The organism is Roseivivax sp. CAU 1753, assembly GCF_054482575.1.
Genome location: NZ_JBTLRF010000001.1, coordinates 298,408 through 314,171, shown reverse-complemented (window position 1 = coordinate 314,171; position 15,764 = coordinate 298,408). Strand labels below are relative to the sequence as shown.

General features: G+C 63.8%; 14 protein-coding genes and 1 tRNA gene. 13 read left to right on the top strand and 2 right to left on the bottom strand.

All coding sequences use genetic code 11. From position 1 onward, the window contains the following. The first annotated feature begins 40 nt into the window (after positions 1-40). The 10 genes from ACXYMN_RS01425 to ACXYMN_RS01380 all read left to right on the top strand — a co-directional run bounded on the left by ACXYMN_RS01425 (position 41) and on the right by ACXYMN_RS01380 (position 11,262). Positions 41-1,042 carry a GlxA family transcriptional regulator gene (locus ACXYMN_RS01425; RefSeq protein WP_459011598.1) on the top strand — a complete coding sequence of 334 codons (1,002 nt, stop codon included), beginning with the start codon at positions 41-43 and terminating at the stop codon, positions 1,040-1,042. A gap of 243 nt (positions 1,043-1,285) precedes the next feature. Continuing rightward, complete coding sequence (locus ACXYMN_RS01420; protein ID WP_459011597.1) at positions 1,286-2,479, top strand: ABC transporter substrate-binding protein; 1,194 nt, start codon at positions 1,286-1,288, stop codon at positions 2,477-2,479. Positions 2,480-2,589: 110 nt separating this feature from the next. After that, positions 2,590-3,369, top strand: a complete 780-nt coding sequence (locus tag ACXYMN_RS01415) for an ABC transporter ATP-binding protein (RefSeq protein ID WP_459011596.1) — start codon at positions 2,590-2,592, stop codon at positions 3,367-3,369. After that, positions 3,366-4,187, top strand: coding sequence for an ABC transporter ATP-binding protein (locus ACXYMN_RS01410; protein WP_459011595.1), 822 nt, complete (start codon positions 3,366-3,368; stop codon positions 4,185-4,187). Before ACXYMN_RS01415 ends, ACXYMN_RS01410 begins: the two co-directional genes overlap by 4 nt. A gap of 20 nt (positions 4,188-4,207) precedes the next feature. Then, positions 4,208-4,678, top strand: coding sequence for a hypothetical protein (locus ACXYMN_RS01405; protein WP_459011594.1), 471 nt, complete (start codon positions 4,208-4,210; stop codon positions 4,676-4,678). Next, on the top strand, positions 4,678-5,688 hold the full coding sequence (locus ACXYMN_RS01400) for a branched-chain amino acid ABC transporter permease (RefSeq protein WP_459011593.1): 1,011 nt from the start codon (positions 4,678-4,680) through the stop codon (positions 5,686-5,688). The genes ACXYMN_RS01405 and ACXYMN_RS01400 overlap by 1 nt, the downstream gene beginning before the upstream one ends. Then, the gene (locus tag ACXYMN_RS01395) at positions 5,685-6,983 is read left to right on the top strand and encodes a branched-chain amino acid ABC transporter permease (RefSeq protein ID WP_459011592.1); all 1,299 of its coding nucleotides are present in this window, start codon (positions 5,685-5,687) and stop codon (positions 6,981-6,983) included. Before ACXYMN_RS01400 ends, ACXYMN_RS01395 begins: the two co-directional genes overlap by 4 nt. Positions 6,984-7,116: 133 nt before the next feature. Continuing rightward, on the top strand, positions 7,117-7,833 hold the full coding sequence (locus ACXYMN_RS01390; protein WP_459011591.1) for a response regulator: 717 nt from the start codon (positions 7,117-7,119) through the stop codon (positions 7,831-7,833). A 31-nt stretch (positions 7,834-7,864) separates the two neighbouring features. Continuing rightward, entirely contained in the window at positions 7,865-9,049 is a 1,185-nt protein-coding gene (locus ACXYMN_RS01385) for an FIST N-terminal domain-containing protein (protein ID WP_459011590.1), read from the top strand. Next, on the top strand, positions 9,046-11,262 hold the full coding sequence (locus tag ACXYMN_RS01380) for a hybrid sensor histidine kinase/response regulator (RefSeq protein ID WP_459011589.1): 2,217 nt from the start codon (positions 9,046-9,048) through the stop codon (positions 11,260-11,262). Before ACXYMN_RS01385 ends, ACXYMN_RS01380 begins: the two co-directional genes overlap by 4 nt. Positions 11,263-11,284: 22 nt before the next feature. Here ACXYMN_RS01380 and ACXYMN_RS01375 read toward each other — a convergent pair whose 3' ends face one another. After that, positions 11,285-11,554 carry a hypothetical protein gene (locus ACXYMN_RS01375; protein WP_459011588.1) on the bottom strand — a complete coding sequence of 90 codons (270 nt, stop codon included), beginning with the start codon at positions 11,552-11,554 and terminating at the stop codon, positions 11,285-11,287. 115 nt (positions 11,555-11,669) lie between these two features. Then, on the bottom strand, positions 11,670-12,956 hold the full coding sequence (locus ACXYMN_RS01370) for an ATP-binding protein (protein WP_459011587.1): 1,287 nt from the start codon (positions 12,954-12,956) through the stop codon (positions 11,670-11,672). Positions 12,957-13,008: 52 nt separating this feature from the next. Between ACXYMN_RS01370 and ACXYMN_RS01365 the strand changes: the two genes are divergently transcribed. The 3 genes from ACXYMN_RS01365 (at position 13,009) to ACXYMN_RS01355 (ending at position 15,545) form a co-directional block, all read left to right on the top strand. Beyond that, entirely contained in the window at positions 13,009-13,947 is a 939-nt protein-coding gene (locus ACXYMN_RS01365; protein ID WP_459011586.1) for an MBL fold metallo-hydrolase, read from the top strand. A 69-nt stretch (positions 13,948-14,016) separates the two neighbouring features. Continuing rightward, positions 14,017-14,091, top strand: a tRNA-Asn gene (locus ACXYMN_RS01360). Between the two features lie 140 nt (positions 14,092-14,231). Next, the gene (locus ACXYMN_RS01355; RefSeq protein ID WP_459011585.1) at positions 14,232-15,545 is read left to right on the top strand and encodes a hypothetical protein; all 1,314 of its coding nucleotides are present in this window, start codon (positions 14,232-14,234) and stop codon (positions 15,543-15,545) included. The last annotated feature ends 219 nt before the right edge of the window (positions 15,546-15,764 follow it).

Here is a 15,764-nt window from a genome sequence, read left to right as displayed (position 1 = left end):
CGCCATGGTCGGGGCGAGTCGCGCACGAAAGGAGGACACGATGACAGAAGAGAATGGAGCGATCGTCATCGATGATGCCGCGGTCACCCGCCGCTTCGTCTTTGTCCTGCTCAACAACTTCACGCTGATCTCCTTTGCCTCGGCGATCGAGACGCTGCGGCTGGCCAACCGCATGGCGGGCCGCGAGCTGTATTCCTGGACGCTGGTCGGCGAAGGTGGCGGCACCATCACCTGTTCGGCGGGCACCACGTTCCAGCTCGACAGCGACCTGGTGCCGCTCAGGCGGGACGATACGGTGGTGATCTGCGGCGGGCTCGAGGTGCAGTCGGCCACCACCAGGCCCCTGCTGAACTGGCTGCGGCGCGAGGCGCGCGGCGGCGTGCGCATCGGCGGGCTGTGCACCGCGGCGCATGTTCTGGCGCGGGCCGGTCTGATGGACGGCAAGCGCGCCACCATCCATTGGGAAAACCAGGACAGCTTTCTGGAAGAGTTCGACGAGATCGAGCTGACCAAGGCGGTCTTCGCGGTCGACGGCAACCGCTTTACCACCGCGGGCGGTACCGCGTCGCTGGATCTCATGCTCAAGATCATCGCCGATCAGCACGGCTCGGCGCTGGCCAATGCGGTGGCCGATCAGCTGATCTATTCCGCCATCCGCACCGATCAGGACGTCCAGCGCCTGTCGGTTCCGACCCGCATCGGTGTGCGCCACCCCAAGCTCGCCGAGGTCATTCACCGCATGGAGGCCCATATCGAGGAACCGATCAGCCCCGCGACACTGGCCCGCGATGTCGGCATGTCGACGCGCCAGCTTGAGCGGCTGTTCCGGCGCTATCTCAACCGCAGCCCCAAGCGCTACTATATGGAGTTGCGCCTGCAGAAGGCGCGCAACCTGTTGATGCAGACCGACATGAGCGTGATCAACGTGGCACTGGCTTGCGGCTTCACCTCGCCGTCGCATTTTTCAAAGTGCTACCGGGCACACTACGAAACCACCCCGTATCGCGAACGCGGCAGCCACGGTGCGATGCGGGTGTCGTGATCGCCGCCGCCCGGGCGTCGCGCCCCCCGGCAACGCCGGTCCGCACCGGGGGGATTTGCGCCCGCTTTTCGGCAAGGCAATGCTGCGACAGACTGCCCAGCAGCACCGCGCGGACGCGCCGTCGGACCGTCCCGATCCGACCCTTCGCGGCCAGAGGTTGACGTTACGTGCAGGGTCTTTTCTTTTATGCGAACCGCGCCTAGGCTCCGCGCCAGGACAACGTTCCACCACAGGGAGAAAGAAATGAAAAAACTGCTGTTGGCCTCTGCGGCTACCGCCTTAACCGCCGGTGCCGCGATGGCGGCCAGCCATAGCGACGTCAAGATCGGCGTCCTGCTGAGCTTTACCGGTCCGATCGAAAGCCTCACACCGGCCATGGCCGCCGGTGCCGAGATGGCGATGTCCGAAGCATCGGGCGACGAGAATTTCATGGGGGGCGCCAGCATCACCCCGATGCGCGCGGATGCGACCTGCGTTGACGCGGGCGCCGCGACGGCTGCGGCAGAGCGTCTGATCACGTCGGATGGCGTCGTCGGCATCATGGGCGCGGATTGCTCGGGCGTGACCACGGCCGTGCTGGCCAACGTGGCGGTGCCGAACGGTGTCGCGATGATCTCGCCCTCGGCGACGTCGCCTGCCTTGTCGACCGCCGAAGACAACGGGCTGTTCTTCCGCACGTCGCCTTCCGACGCGCGTCAGGGCGAGGTTCTGGCCACGATCCTCAGCGAAAAGGGCATGAACTCGGTCGCGGTGACCTACACCAACAACGACTACGGCAAGGGCTTTGCCGATGCGTTCGTGTCCGCCTATGAGGGCATGGGCGGCGAGGTGACCCTGTCCGCGGCGCATGAAGACGGCAAGGCGGACTATTCCGCGGAAGTCGGCGCGCTGGCCTCTGCCGGTGGCGATGCGCTTGTCGTGCTGGGCTATGTGGACCAGGGTGGCGCAGGCGTCATCCAGGCGGCACTCGACACCGGTGCCTTTGACACCTTTGCACTTGGCGACGGCATGGTCGGCGACTCGCTGACCGCGACCTTCGGTTCGGATATCGACGGCGCCATCGCCACCGCCCCCGGCAGCGAAAACCAGGGCGGTCCGATGTTCAACGAACTTGCAGGCGCTGCGGGTATCGAGGGCACGTCGGTCTATGCTGGCGAAAGCTACGACGCCGCCGCGCTGCTGATCCTGGCAATGGCGAAATCCGGATCGACCGAAGCCGGAACCTATGCCGGCAGCGTCATGGACGTGGCCAATGCCCCCGGCGAGGCGATCCTTCCCGGTGAGCTGTCCAAGGCGCTCAAGATCATCGCCGAAGGCGGTGAGATCGATTACCAGGGCGCCACGGGCGTCGAACTGGTGGGCGCGGGCGAAGCGGCCGGGTCCTACGTCGAATACGTCATCGACGGCGGCGAGCTGACAGTGGTCGGCTACCGCTGATCGCGCAAGGCGATTGACAAAGGAACGGCCCGGGGTATCAATTCCGGGCCGTTTTGCCAGAACGACGCCGCCATCCGGTCAAAGAAACCGGGGCAGGAAGGGATATAACAGTGATCCGGGTCGAGAACCTTCACCGCCATTTCGGCGGATTCCGTGCTGTTGACGGAGCTTCGATCGAAATTGCCACCGGTTCGATCACCGGTCTCGTGGGACCGAACGGCGCGGGCAAGTCGACGCTGTTCAACGTGATCGCCGGGGCGTTGCCGCCGACCAGCGGCAAGGTCTTCATGGACGGCGAGGATATCACCGGGTTGCCGCCGCACGAGTTGTTCCACAAGGGCCTGCTGCGGACCTTCCAGATTGCCCATGAGTTCTCATCCATGTCGTGCCGCGAGAACCTGATGATGGTGCCGGGCGCGCAATCGGGCGAAACGCTCTGGAACGCCTGGTTCGGACGCGGGCGGATCGCGCAGGAAGAACGGGAACTCCTGAAGAAAGCCGATGAAGTTCTTGAATTTCTTACAATATCGCATCTGAAAGACGAAAAGGCCGGGAACCTCTCGGGCGGGCAGAAAAAGCTTCTGGAGCTGGGCCGCACGATGATGGTCGACGCCAAGGTTGTCTTTCTGGACGAGGTCGGTGCCGGGGTAAATCGCACCCTTCTCAATACCATAGGCGACGCAATCAAACGTTTGAATGAAGAACGCGGCTACACGTTCTGCATGATCGAGCATGACATGGAATTCATCGGCAGGCTGTGCGACCCGGTCATCGTCATGGCCGAGGGCAAGGTGCTGGCGCATGGCACGATCGAAGAGATCAAGGCCGACGAGGCGGTCATCGACGCCTATCTCGGCACCGGGCTCAAGCACAAGGGAGCGGGCACATGAGCGATCCCTATTCCGCGCGCGGCAACAAGGACCGGTCGCTGGGACCAGAGACCGCGCCGTCCTCCGCGCATCCGGTCAAGAAGGGCGGCAAGGCCCGCCCTGCCCCGGACGGCCCGTTCCTGATCGGCGACAACATGACCGGTGGCTACGGCAAGGGTGCCGATATCCTGCATGGGTGCACCATCGCGGTGGATCCCGGCGAGATCGCGGTCATTGTCGGGCCGAACGGGGCCGGCAAGTCGACGGCGATGAAGGCGGTCTTCGGGATGCTGAACATCCACACCGGGTCGGTGCGGCTCGATGGCGAGGACATCACCGCGCTGTCGCCGCAGGACCGGGTGTTGAAGGGCATGGGCTTCGTACCGCAGACCCACAACATCTTCACCTCCATGACGGTCGAGGAAAACCTCGAGATGGGGGCCTTCATCCGCGAGGACGATATTTCCGACACCATGGCGCAGGTCTATGACCTGTTCCCCATCCTGAAGGAAAAGCGCCGCCAGGCCGCCGGGGAATTGTCGGGCGGTCAACGCCAGCAGGTCGCGGTGGGCCGCGCGCTGATGACCAAGCCGAAGGTGCTGATGCTCGACGAGCCGACCGCCGGGGTCAGCCCGATCGTGATGGACGAGCTGTTCGACCGGATCATCGAGGTCGCCCGCACCGGCATCCCGATCCTGATGGTCGAGCAGAACGCCCGGCAAGCCCTTGAAATCGCGAACAAGGGATATGTTCTGGTCCAGGGTCGCAACGCCCATACCGGCACCGGCAAAGAGCTTTTGGCGGACCCCGAGGTCCGGCGCTCTTTCCTCGGCGGATGAGCGGGCGGATGGGGCAGCGCATGCGTATTTGGAAAATGGAAAGGGGGCTTGTCGCCGCGCTGATCCTGGCCCCCGCTCTGGCGATGGCCGAGGCGCATGCAGAGGATGGGCATGGCGACGACCACATGGACGGCCCGGTGGAAGAAATGATGGGGATCTCGGATGCGCCGGTGCAGCGCGCGATCAACCTCTCTTGCCGCTTCGACGTGGAATGTCTGGATGACGAGGAATGCCAGCCGACCGACTACGAGGTTGCCCTGACCGGGCACGCGGGCGGTCTTGACGAGGCCCGGATGATGGCGGCGGTCAGCCTGTCCGACATGACCGGCGACGAAGATGCGCTCGGGGCGTTCGAGAATGGCGTGCTGTCGCTGTCGGGCGGGAAGATCGAGGCGCGGTTTCTGCTGACGATCACCGCAGAGGCGGCGCGCTACACCCGGCATTTCGCCGATGGGCCGATGTCCGTTTCTTATCTGGGGGCTTGCGACTAATGGATCTGCTCAACGCCATCGTGGCGCTGTCGAACTTCGTTCTGATCCCGGCCATCGCCTATGGCAGCCAGCTTGCCATCGGGGCGCTCGGGGTCACTCTGGTTTACGGCATCCTGCGGTTTTCCAACTTCGCCCATGGCGACACCATGGCGTTCGGCACCATGATCACGATCCTGGCGACCTGGGGGCTGCAATCCATGGGCGTGTCGCTCGGGCCGCTGCCGACCGCGCTGCTGGCGATCCCGGCGGGTATTGCCGGCTGTGCGGCGCTGATCCTGTTCACCGACCGCGTCGTGTACCGGTTCTACCGGGCGCAGAAGGTGATGCCGGTGATCCTCGTGATCGTGTCGATCGGGGTGATGTTCATCTATAACGGCATCACGCGGCTGGTTCTCGGACCCGATGACTACCGCTTTGCCGATGGCGAGCGGTTTCTCATATCCGCGCGCGATTTCAAGGAGATGACCGGGCTCGACGAAGGGCTGGCGATCCGCACCACGCAGGGTCTGACGGTGATCACGGCACTTATCGTGGTGGTCGCGCTGTTCTGGTTCCTGAACCGCACGCGGACCGGCAAGTCCATGCGCGCCTATTCCGACAACGAGGATCTGGCGCTGCTGTCGGGCATCGACCCCGAGCGGGTTGTGCGCGTGACCTGGCTGATCGTCGCGGCGCTGGCGACCATCGCGGGTGTGCTCTACGGGCTCGACAAGAGTTATAAGGCCTTCACCTATTTCCAGCTGCTGCTGCCGATTTTCGCCTCGGCCATCGTCGGCGGGCTGGGCTCGCCGCTGGGGGCGATCGCGGGCGGCTTCGTCATCGCCTTTTCCGAGGTCGGGATCACCTATGCCTGGAAGAAGGTGCTGGAATATTCTCTGCCCGAAAGCCTGGAACCAGACGGGCTCGTGCAGTTGCTGTCCACGGATTACAAGTTCGCGGTCAGCTTCGTGATCCTCGTGATCGTGCTTCTCTTCCGACCGACGGGTCTGTTCCGGGGGAAATCGGTATGAACGATACTTTGCGCGCCACCGGTCTGTTTGCGCTTGTCGCGGTGCTGATCCTTGGCACCGGCCTGGTGCAGAGCTGGAACTCGGCGCTGCTGATCCTCAACATGGGGCTGATCAGCGCGATCATGGCCTTGGGGGTGAACCTGCAATGGGGCTTTGCGGGGCTCTTCAACGTCGGTGTCATGGGGTTTGTGGCGCTGGGCGGTCTTGCGGTGGTGCTGACCTCGATGCCACCGGTTGGGGCGGCATGGGCGGCAGGCGGCGTGCGCATCCTGCTCGGGCTGGCGCTTGGCGCGGCGACGCTGGTGGCGGCGACCGTGGTCTGGAAGCGCCTGCACGGCAAGACCCGGGGCTGGATCGTCGCGGGACTTCTGATCGTGGGGTTCTTTGCCTTCCGATACGTGTTCGACGCCGGTGTCGAGGCGGTCGAGGCGGTGGATGCCGCCACCTCGGGCTATCTGGGCGGACTGGGCCTGCCGGTGCTGATCGCCTGGCCCGTGGGCGGGCTTCTGGCGGCGGGGGCGGCCTGGATCATCGGCAAGACGGCACTTGGCCTGCGCTCGGACTATCTGGCCATTGCCACGCTGGGTATCGCCGAGATCGTCATTGCGGTCATGAAGAACGAGGACTGGCTGGCCCGGGGCGTGAAGAACGTCAACGGTCTGCCGCGGCCCGTGCCCTACGAGGTCGACCTGCAGCAGAACCCCGATTTCGTCGCCCGCGCGGCCGAGTTCGGCCTCGAGCCGACCATGGCGTCGACGCTTTGGGTCAAGCTTGGCTATTCGGTGCTCTTTACCGTCGTGCTGGTGCTGGTTCTGATCCTCGCGCAGCTTGCGCTGAAAAGCCCGTGGGGCCGGATGATGCGCGCCATTCGCGACAACGAGACCGCCGCCCGCGCCATGGGCAAGGACGTCACCGGCCGGCATCTGCAGGTCTTTATCCTCGGATCGGCGATCTGCGGCATCGCCGGTGCAATGATGACGACCCTCGACGGACAGCTGACCCCGACGTCGTATCAACCGTTGCGCTATACCTTCCTGATCTGGGTGATGGTGATCGTCGGCGGCTCGGGCAACAATCTGGGCGCGGTGCTTGGTGGCTTCGTCATCTGGTTCGCCTGGGTTCAGGTCGAACCGCTGGGCCAGGCCTTGATGGGGATCGTGACCGCGGGCATGTCGGAGGGCGCGTTGAAAGCGCATCTGATCGAAAGCGTGCAGCACATGCGGCTGCTGACCATGGGGCTGATCCTGCTTCTGGTGTTGCGGTTCAGCCCACGCGGACTGCTGCCGGAGCGCTAGGAACACGCGCGGCAGGGGCTGGATGGCACGCTGAGCGCAGGCTGCGGGTAAGACCTTTGGGCAAGTGACGCGGCGACCGGGCTTGGCGTAGGCTTTTTGACGTGTTCCCGAACCAGCCAGGACCGAGCCCGCCATGACCCCAGTCGCCCGAAACACGGATGCCCGAAGCACTGAGGCCCGGCGTTTTTCCAGCGCCCTTGTGGTCGACGACCACCCGCTGTTCTGCGATGCGTTGACGCTGACGCTGCATTCGATCAACGACTTCGCATCCGTGGCAACGGCAGGCACGCTGGCACAGGCGCTCGAGGTGATCGACAACAGCGCGGTCGACTTCGTGGTGCTCGACCTCAATCTGCCGGATGTGAACGGGCTGGACGGGCTGGTCCGGCTGCGCAAGGCGGCCCCGGACGCGGCGATCCTGATCGCGTCGTCGATGTCGGACAACCGGATGGTCAGCCACGCGCTGAAGGCCGGTGCCGACGGCTTTGTGCCCAAGCATTCGCAACGGGCGGTCTTCGCCAAAGCCTACGAGGCAATGACCCAGGGGCGGGATTTTGTGCCCGAAGGCTATATCGACCCCGAGGGCGGTCAATCGGGTTCGGCCCCCGCGGATGCGGTGGAACGGCTCTCGACGCTGACCAACCAGCAATCCCGCATCCTGTCGCTGATCTGCGAGGGGCGGCTGAACAAGCAGATCGCCTATGAGCTGTCGATCGCCGAGACCACGGTCAAGGCCCATGTGACCGCGATCATGCGCAAGCTGGGCGTCCACAGCCGGACGCAGGCGGTTCTCATCGCGCAAGAGGCCAGCTTCGCGAAGGTCTTGCCAAGCGGCGAGCAGACCTCCTAACCTGCATCGCAGGGGAAGGAAATTTACCGCTTTGGACGGCGCACTCGACAGCCCGGACCGCGCTTCGGCGCGGGGTCAGACAGTTCTGCGCACCGCGCAGGTCTACGGATGTGCGCCGGATGCCGCCGGGCAGATCGCGGATGCGCTGGGTCCCGGCCCGTTTGCGCTGATTTGCCTGTTCATCACCCCCGAGGCGGATTTTTCGCAAGTGCTAAACGGCATCCGAACCCGCTTTGGCGGCGCGCAGGTCATGGCCTGCACCACCGCGGGCGAGATCGGGCGCGCGGGCTATGAGGACGGCCAGATCGTCGCCACCGCCTTTCCGGCGCAGGACTTCACCGTCCGCCTGGTCACGGTGCCCGATGTCACCGAGGTGGTGGCGCAGACCCTGATCGACCAGGTCATCCAGACCCGGACGGAGTTGACCGAGGCGGCCCCGCAAGGCTGGTCGGAATTCGCCTTTCTGATGATCGACGGTCTGTCCTTGCGCGAAGAGCACGTGACTTCGATGCTGGCGACCGGGCTGGGCGCGATGCCGCTGTTCGGCGGCTCGGCGGGGGACGGTGTACGCTTTGAACAGACACGGGTTGCCTGCGATGGCATACCCCGCCGGAACGTCGCCGTGGTCGCGTTGATCCGGTGCCGGCTGCCGGTCAGGGTCTTTACCATCGACCATCTGACCCCGACCGAAACGCGCATGGTGGTGACCGGCGCGCGGCCCGACGACCGCGTCGTCACCGAGATCAACGCCGAACCCGCCGCACAGGAATACGCGCGCCTTCTGGGCAAGGATCCGACCCAGCTCGATCCGTTCATCTTCGCCGCGCACCCGGTGGTTGTGCGTCTTGGCGACAGCCACCATGTGCGCGCGATCCAGCGGGTCAACGCGGCGGGCGAGCTGGTGTTCTTTTCGGCGATCAACGAAGGCATGGTGCTGACGCTTGCCGAACATGCCGACATCGCCCGCCACCTCGACCGGCAATTCACCGCGATGGCGGCAGATGGCCCGCCGGTGCAGATCCTTGCCTGCGATTGCATCCTGCGGCGCATCGAGGCGCAGCAAAGCCAGCAGACACGCGAGATCTCGGAGATCCTCAAGCGCCACAATGTCACCGGTTATTCGACCTATGGCGAACAATTCGGGGCCTTGCACGTGAACCAGACCCTGACCGGGGTCGCCTTCTACGCCCCTGCCCCCGATACGAGCGCCCGATGAGTTCCTCCTCGCTGCTCAACCCGACGGATTCGATCGAACGGCAGAACGAGAAGCTGCTGCACATCGCCGATGCGCTGATGCGCCGGATCGAGAACCAGACCGCCCAATCCGGCGCCGCCTATGCCCAGTTCGAACGCGCGGCGCTGCTGGAAAAACGTGTCCGACAGCGCACCGGAGAGCTGGAGCGCACGCTCGACCTTTTGCAGGAATCCAATGCCCAGCTGGCGCGCGCCATCGCCGAAGCCGAGGACGCCCGCCGGGATCTGGCCGACGCCATCGAGACCGTGAAGGAGGGCTTTGCGCTCTTTGATCCGCAGGACCGGCTGGTGATGTTCAATTCGCGCTTCTGCCGCGATTTTCGCGATGTCGCCCCGCATCTTGCGCCCGACATGCGGTTTGACGGCTATATCGACCGGATCGCGCAGAGCAGCTATCTTGCCCTGCCCGATGACGCCAGCCGAGAGCTGTGGCGCGCCCGGCGCATCATGCGTCATCAGGACCGCAACGTGATGTTCAACGTCGAATTGACGCAGGACCGCTGGCTGCAGGTGTCCGAACAGCGCACCGGCAAGGGCGGCACCGTGGTGCTGCAGACCGATGTGACCGACCTTGTCCGCATCGAGCGGCAGGAACGCGCGCGGCTTGAAAGCGCGCAGACGCGGATGATCCAGGCCACGCTGGACCACCTCAATCAGGGCGTAGCGATCTTCGACGAGGCCGGACGGCTGTTGGGCTGGAACCGGAAGATTGGCGCACTGCTGGCCGTGCCCGCCCGGATGATGCAACTGGGCGTGACCTTCCAGGCGATCCTGAGCCAGTTGAGCCAGGGCTTTGTGTTTCTCGGCGCGGTTGACCGCACCGATTTTCGTCATTGGGCCGAAACCCGGGGCCAGATCGCGCCCATCGCCTTCGAGGTGCGCCATGGCGGGCGCGACATCCTGCACGTCTTCGGTCGCGGCATGCCGGATGGCGGCTTTCTGATCTCGGTCACCGACGTTACTGCCGAACGCGAGGCCGGACAGCGCCTGTCCGAAGCCAACGAAATGCTGGAACAGCGCGTGATGGCCCGCACGCTGGAACTGGAAGATGCGCTTGGCGCCGCCGAGCGGGCCAATGCGTCGAAGAACCGGTTCGTGGCGGCGGCGTCGCACGACCTGTTGCAACCCCTGTCCGCGGCCGAGCTGTTCATCGCCTCGCTCAGTGACAAGCTGGGCGACGACGCCGACCGGCGCATCCTGGCCAAGGCCGGATCGGCGATCAAAAGCGCCGTCGGCCTGATCGACGCGTTGCTCGACATCTCGAAACTCGACAGCGACCGGATGCGGTTCGACATCCGCCCCGTGGCGCTGTCAGAAATCCTCGACCCGTTGCGCGACGAAATGGAAGTTCTGGCCGCGGAAAAGGGCCTTGGCCTGACCTTCGTGCCCTGCGACGCCATCGTCACCAGCGATCCCGCCTACCTGCGCCGCGTGATCCAGAACCTTGTCGGCAACGCGATCCGCTATACGGACCGGGGCCGCGTTCTGGTGGGTGTGCGTCGGCATGGCAATTCCGCCCGGATCGAAGTCTGGGACACCGGACCCGGCATCGCCGAAGAGGATCAGGACGCGATCTTCGAGGAATTTCAAAGGCTTGACCGGCATGCCAGCCGCAACGACGGGCTGGGCCTTGGGCTCGCCATCGTGGAGCGCGCCTGCGCCCGCCTTGGCCATCCGCTGGGCGTCTGGTCAGAGCCCGGCCGCGGCGCGTGTTTCCGCGTCTCGGTACCGATTGCCAACCGCAGCGCGGCCGGCCAGCGCCGACAGACCGGCGCGCGGCGCCCCGATCTGGAACACAGCGGCCTGATCGTGCTTCTGGTCGAGAGCGATCCGGAATTGCGCCGTGCCATCCAGGTGCTGATCGAAAGCTGGGGTGGCAGTGTCATCGTCGCCGACAGCGGTTCGGACGCGGTTGACCTGCTGGATGACCTCGATATCGGGCCGGATGCGTTGATCCTCGATCAGCAAAACGGGCTTGGTCCCACCGGACGCGCGTTGTTGCAGATGCTGACCAAACGCTACGGCCCACGGCCCGCCGTTGTCACGACCGCGGACCGCTCTGATGCCGTGCGGGACGCCTGTGCGGCGCTTGGCGTCGAGCGGATGCTGAAACCGCTCGACCTGGCGCGCCTGGGCACATTCCTGAGCGATGCGGCCCTGACCGGACAGTCCTGACCCCGGCCCCCCGGCCCTTCCCTCAGATCATGGGCTTGCAACCGCGGTGGGCATTGGGCTGACCGATGTGGCGCGGGTTCAGCACGATGATCCACTGCACCGGATAGCCCGGCGCCTGGGTGCGGCTGTAGGTGCAGCCGTCGCTGGTGGTGAACCACTGGCCCTGGAACCCCGCGGGCGGTGCATCGGCCGAATGGCCCTGGGTCGAAATGAAGACCGTGGTCTGTTGTTGCGCGCTGGCGACCATTGGCAAGGACAACGCGGCTGCGGTCAAAAGGACGAGAGCTTTCATCGGGGTATCTCCTGAGCTGAACATGCCCCTGTTAAGCCCGTCAATCGCGGCAGAAACTGGCCCGACTTCGCAAGGAAATCCGACTATTGGCTAAAGCTTTAGCCAGTCAGCGCAGTCAGCGCGCGATGACGATATCCGCCTGCAACCCGCCCAGGGTGGTGCTTTCGCCCAGCCGCAGCACGCCGCCGTGGGCGCGCGCGATGTCGGCGGCGATGGCCAGACCCAGCCCGACGCCCGAGCCCCGGTTCTGGTTGCGCGCCGGGTCGAGCCGCACAAAGGGGCGTATGGCATCCTCGCGTCGGTCCGCCGCGATGCCGGGGCCCGCATCCTCGACCCGGAACCGCAGCGCGTTCTTCGTGACGCTGACCGACACCTCGCAGCGATCGCCGTACCGGATGGCATTGCCGATCAGGTTCTCGAGCGCGCGCCGCATCGCCACCGGACGGATAAGCACCGTGCCGCTGCCCTCGACCAGACCCATCGTCACGGCGTTGCCCGCGCGCGCCGCATCCTCGACCACGCGCGTCGCCAGCGCCACGGGATCAACCTCCTCGACCGCGCCCGCATCGGCATTGTCACGGGCAAAATCGAGGAAGGCATCGATCAGCCGCTCCATCTCGACGACATCGCCCTCGAGCGGTTCACGGTCCGCGTCGTCCAGCAGCGCCAGACCCAGCTTCAGCCGTGTCAGCGGGGTCCGCAGGTCGTGGCTGACCCCCGACAGCATCATGGTGCGCTGTTCGATCTGCCGTTCGATCCGGGTCCGCATGTCGAGAAAGGCATGCCCCGCCGTTCGCACCTCGAGCGCGCCCCCCGGGCTGTAGGGTATGTGCCGGCCGCGCCCGAACGCCTCGGCGGCGTCCGCCAGCCGCGTGATCGGGCGCAGCTGATTGCGCAAATAGAGAAAGGCGATCGCGGTCATCAACACACCGAAGAGGATCATGTTGACCAGCAACTGGTGCGGGTTCGACGCCGACGCCCGGTCCCGGTCGAACCGCACCTCGAGAATGGCTTCGTTGCGCCGCACGTAGACGTAGACATCGCCGTCGTTCGGCACGCGGGCCTGCATGTAGCCGGGCACCTCTTCGGCCAGCGTGCTTAGCACCACAAGGGCCGAGAGGTCGAACCACCGGCGGTCGGTCTCGGTCGGGACCGCGTCTTCGGCAACCTCGGTGACATCGAAATCGAGCAGCACCTCGTTGAAGGTGCTCTTGATCGCCAGCGCGACGTTCAGCGCCTGCGCCACCTCGGTTGTCATCTGGCGGGTCACCCCTTCGAAATGGCGCTGGATGAACACCACCGAGACGACCAGCTGCAACGTGACCACGGGCAGGATCAGGATCAGGAAGGCCCGTCCGTAGATCCCGCGCGGCATGTAGCGTTTGAGCCAATCGAAAGACATGGCTATTGCTATCGCAGCACGCGCGCCTCTGCCATCGCGAAAGGAGCCCTTCTTGGCCGATCCCCTCACGCCGACCAGCCATTCCAGTTCCACCAGATCACATGGGCCCCACGGCACGCCCGAGACCCTCGCCCCGCGCCTGCGCCGCGTGCTGGCGCCCAACCCCTCGCCGATGACCCAAGCGGGCACCAACACCTATCTTCTGGGCGACCGTCAGGTGGCGGTCATCGACCCCGGCCCCGACGATCCGGCGCATCTGGCCGCGATCCTGTCCGCCCTGCCCAAGGGCGCCGAGATCAGCCATATCCTCGTCACCCACGCGCATCTCGATCACACGGCCCTGGTGGGGCGCCTCAAGGCCGTGACGGGGGCCGAGGTCTATGCCTTCGGCGATGCCGAGGCCGGGCGCAGCGCGATGATGCAGAAGCTGGCAGCCGACGGCGAGGTGGGCGGCGGTGAAGGCCAGGACACGGGGTTTGTGCCCGACGTGCTGCTGGCGGATGGCGACCGGATCGGCGCGGCCGACTGGGAGGTCACGGCGCTGCACACCCCCGGACATACCGGCAATCACCTGGGCTTTGCCTGGGAGGACACGCTGTTTGTCGGCGATCTGGTGATGGGCTGGTCGACCTCGCTGGTCTCGCCGCCCGACGGCGACCTCACGGATTTCATGGCGTCCCTCGCGCGCCTGGCAGAGCGGGACTGGCGCACCTTTCATTCCGGGCACGGCGCGGCAATCGAGGCCCCGAACGCGCGTCTCGAGGCGCTGCGAACCCACCGTTTGACACGCGAGGCGCAGATCCTCGCCGCCCTCGCGATCCGCCCCGGCACGCCCGAAGCGCTGGCGCGGCGTATCTACACCGACATTCCGCCCGCGATGATCCCTGCGGCGACACGCAATGTCCTCGCGCACCTTATTGATCTTCATGCAAAATCCATCGTTGCCCCGGAAGGGCGGCTGAGCGCCCGCGCGGTTTTCGCGCTTTCCTGAGCCCGCCCCAACTTTTTCCGCCAACCCCTCTGGACGCCCGGAATCGCACTTGCTATATCGCCCAGGTGGTCCGGCGTAGCTCAGCGGTAGAGCAGTTGACTGTTAATCAATTGGTCGTAGGTTCGATCCCTACCGCCGGAGCCAATCATCCTTGATTTCATTGAGGAAATTGGCAAGCCATAAAATATACTAACAACCTACATACAAATTTCGAGCGGTCAAATAGGCCGCTGTGTTGTTGTTCGGTGCGTTGGCATTTTGCGCATATCAACATATAGTGCGCGATGAAAGTTCACACACAATGCGAGTTTGAGATGCGAGGCTACAATTCTGCACCCAACGACCTTCTGTTTAATAAGGACGAATGGCACGCCACGCAGGACGGCTGGAAGAAACAACTAGTAGCCGCAATCGAAGGAATGGACGGCGACGAACTGCTGAACACTTCCACAACAGATTTGGCGCGCTACTATGTCGATAAATACGTTTTCGACGCCCCAACTATCTACCCCGACGAATTGGTTGTGGATCAACGCGAGACGCAGATTGACGTCAGCCAAGATCAAAACCGTATGATACATGACCGGTCGCGCCCATATCACATGGCGGGAACATCGTTGGACGTTGAAATACCTTACAGTGGTAACAAAGTTGGGTTTGACATCCAGCCGACAACATGGAGTACGGGAAAGCCCCGCGCTAATGTTGCGGGTAACGTGCTGAAATTTTCGATAGTTGGAACTGATCTTACCGAAGATAGCGTGCGTCGCGAAATCGAGCGTAGAATCTCCGCTCTAACTGAGCACATCGGCTGGCTAGAAAATGATGCCAAAGGCTACAATGCAAGCCTAGATGCGCTTGCAACTCAAACCATCGAACGACGCAAAGAGAAGCTTCTAAAGGACAAATCACTGGTAGCAGGGCTTGGCTTCAAGATGAAGGCTCGACCCGGACAAAGCGAAACATTCGCAGCACCCAATGTGCGTCGGAAAATTCGCCCTGCAACGCCAAAGCCAACCGCTTCTAGGCAGGCGTTCAAACCTGAACCCACACTTACTGACCAAGACTACGAACATATCTTAACCGTCTTGGAAAACATGGTTGGAGTGATGGAGCAAAGCCCCGGAGCGTTCCGAGAGATAGATGAAGAAAGTCTGCGAACGCATTTTCTAGTGCAGTTGAACGGCCACTTTTCCGGCGACGCAACCGGCGAAACCTTCAATTACGAAGGCAAAACGGATATTTTAATCAAGGTAGATGGGAAAAACATCTTCATTGGCGAGTGCAAGTTTTGGACGGGTGAAAAGGGATATTTGGAAACACTGGATCAAGTTCTATCTTACCTCAGTTGGCGGGACACGAAGGCCGCAGTTTTGGTTTTCAGCCGAAACAAGGATTTTACCGGCGTCCTATCCAAGATAGAGGAATCCACTGCGAAGCATCCCAGCTTTAAGAAGCAAGTTAGCAAACGTTCCGAAAGTAGCTGGACGTATTTGTTCGGGCATAAGGACGACGCAAACCGCGAAATCTCTATCACCGTGCAAGCATACAACGTTCCTGAACGAATCGAGCCACGTATAAGGCCGCTTGGGCGCTAAAAAAGCCGGCCCCGAAGGGACGGCAGTTGGGCACTCTTGCGGAGTTCGTTATGGGTGTTCGCACAGGGCCGCGACGGTTGACCGCTGATCGGCGGGAAGTGCCCACAGGGGCACCGCCAAGACGGCCACGGCGGCAAGATCAATTACGCCCAGCCCTTCCCCCGTCAGATCGCCCATGACGATTTGTGCAGGCGACGACAGGGCGACAGTCAGAACGTC

Excerpts from the sequence above, each read along its gene's own strand:
- ACXYMN_RS01425 (WP_459011598.1), top strand. The coding sequence starts at position 41 with ATGACAGAAGAGAATGGAGCGATCGTCATCGATGATGCCGCGGTCACC.
- ACXYMN_RS01420 (WP_459011597.1), top strand. The coding sequence starts at position 1,286 with ATGAAAAAACTGCTGTTGGCCTCTGCGGCTACCGCCTTAACCGCCGGT.
- ACXYMN_RS01410 (WP_459011595.1), top strand. The coding sequence starts at position 3,366 with ATGAGCGATCCCTATTCCGCGCGCGGCAACAAGGACCGGTCGCTGGGA.
- ACXYMN_RS01405 (WP_459011594.1), top strand. The coding sequence starts at position 4,208 with ATGCGTATTTGGAAAATGGAAAGGGGGCTTGTCGCCGCGCTGATCCTG.
- ACXYMN_RS01400 (WP_459011593.1), top strand. The coding sequence starts at position 4,678 with ATGGATCTGCTCAACGCCATCGTGGCGCTGTCGAACTTCGTTCTGATC.
- ACXYMN_RS01395 (WP_459011592.1), top strand. The coding sequence starts at position 5,685 with ATGAACGATACTTTGCGCGCCACCGGTCTGTTTGCGCTTGTCGCGGTG.
- ACXYMN_RS01390 (WP_459011591.1), top strand. The coding sequence starts at position 7,117 with ATGACCCCAGTCGCCCGAAACACGGATGCCCGAAGCACTGAGGCCCGG.
- ACXYMN_RS01380 (WP_459011589.1), top strand. The coding sequence starts at position 9,046 with ATGAGTTCCTCCTCGCTGCTCAACCCGACGGATTCGATCGAACGGCAG.
- ACXYMN_RS01375 (WP_459011588.1), bottom strand. The coding sequence starts at position 11,554 with ATGAAAGCTCTCGTCCTTTTGACCGCAGCCGCGTTGTCCTTGCCAATG.
- ACXYMN_RS01370 (WP_459011587.1), bottom strand. The coding sequence starts at position 12,956 with ATGTCTTTCGATTGGCTCAAACGCTACATGCCGCGCGGGATCTACGGA.
- ACXYMN_RS01355 (WP_459011585.1), top strand. The coding sequence starts at position 14,232 with ATGAAAGTTCACACACAATGCGAGTTTGAGATGCGAGGCTACAATTCT.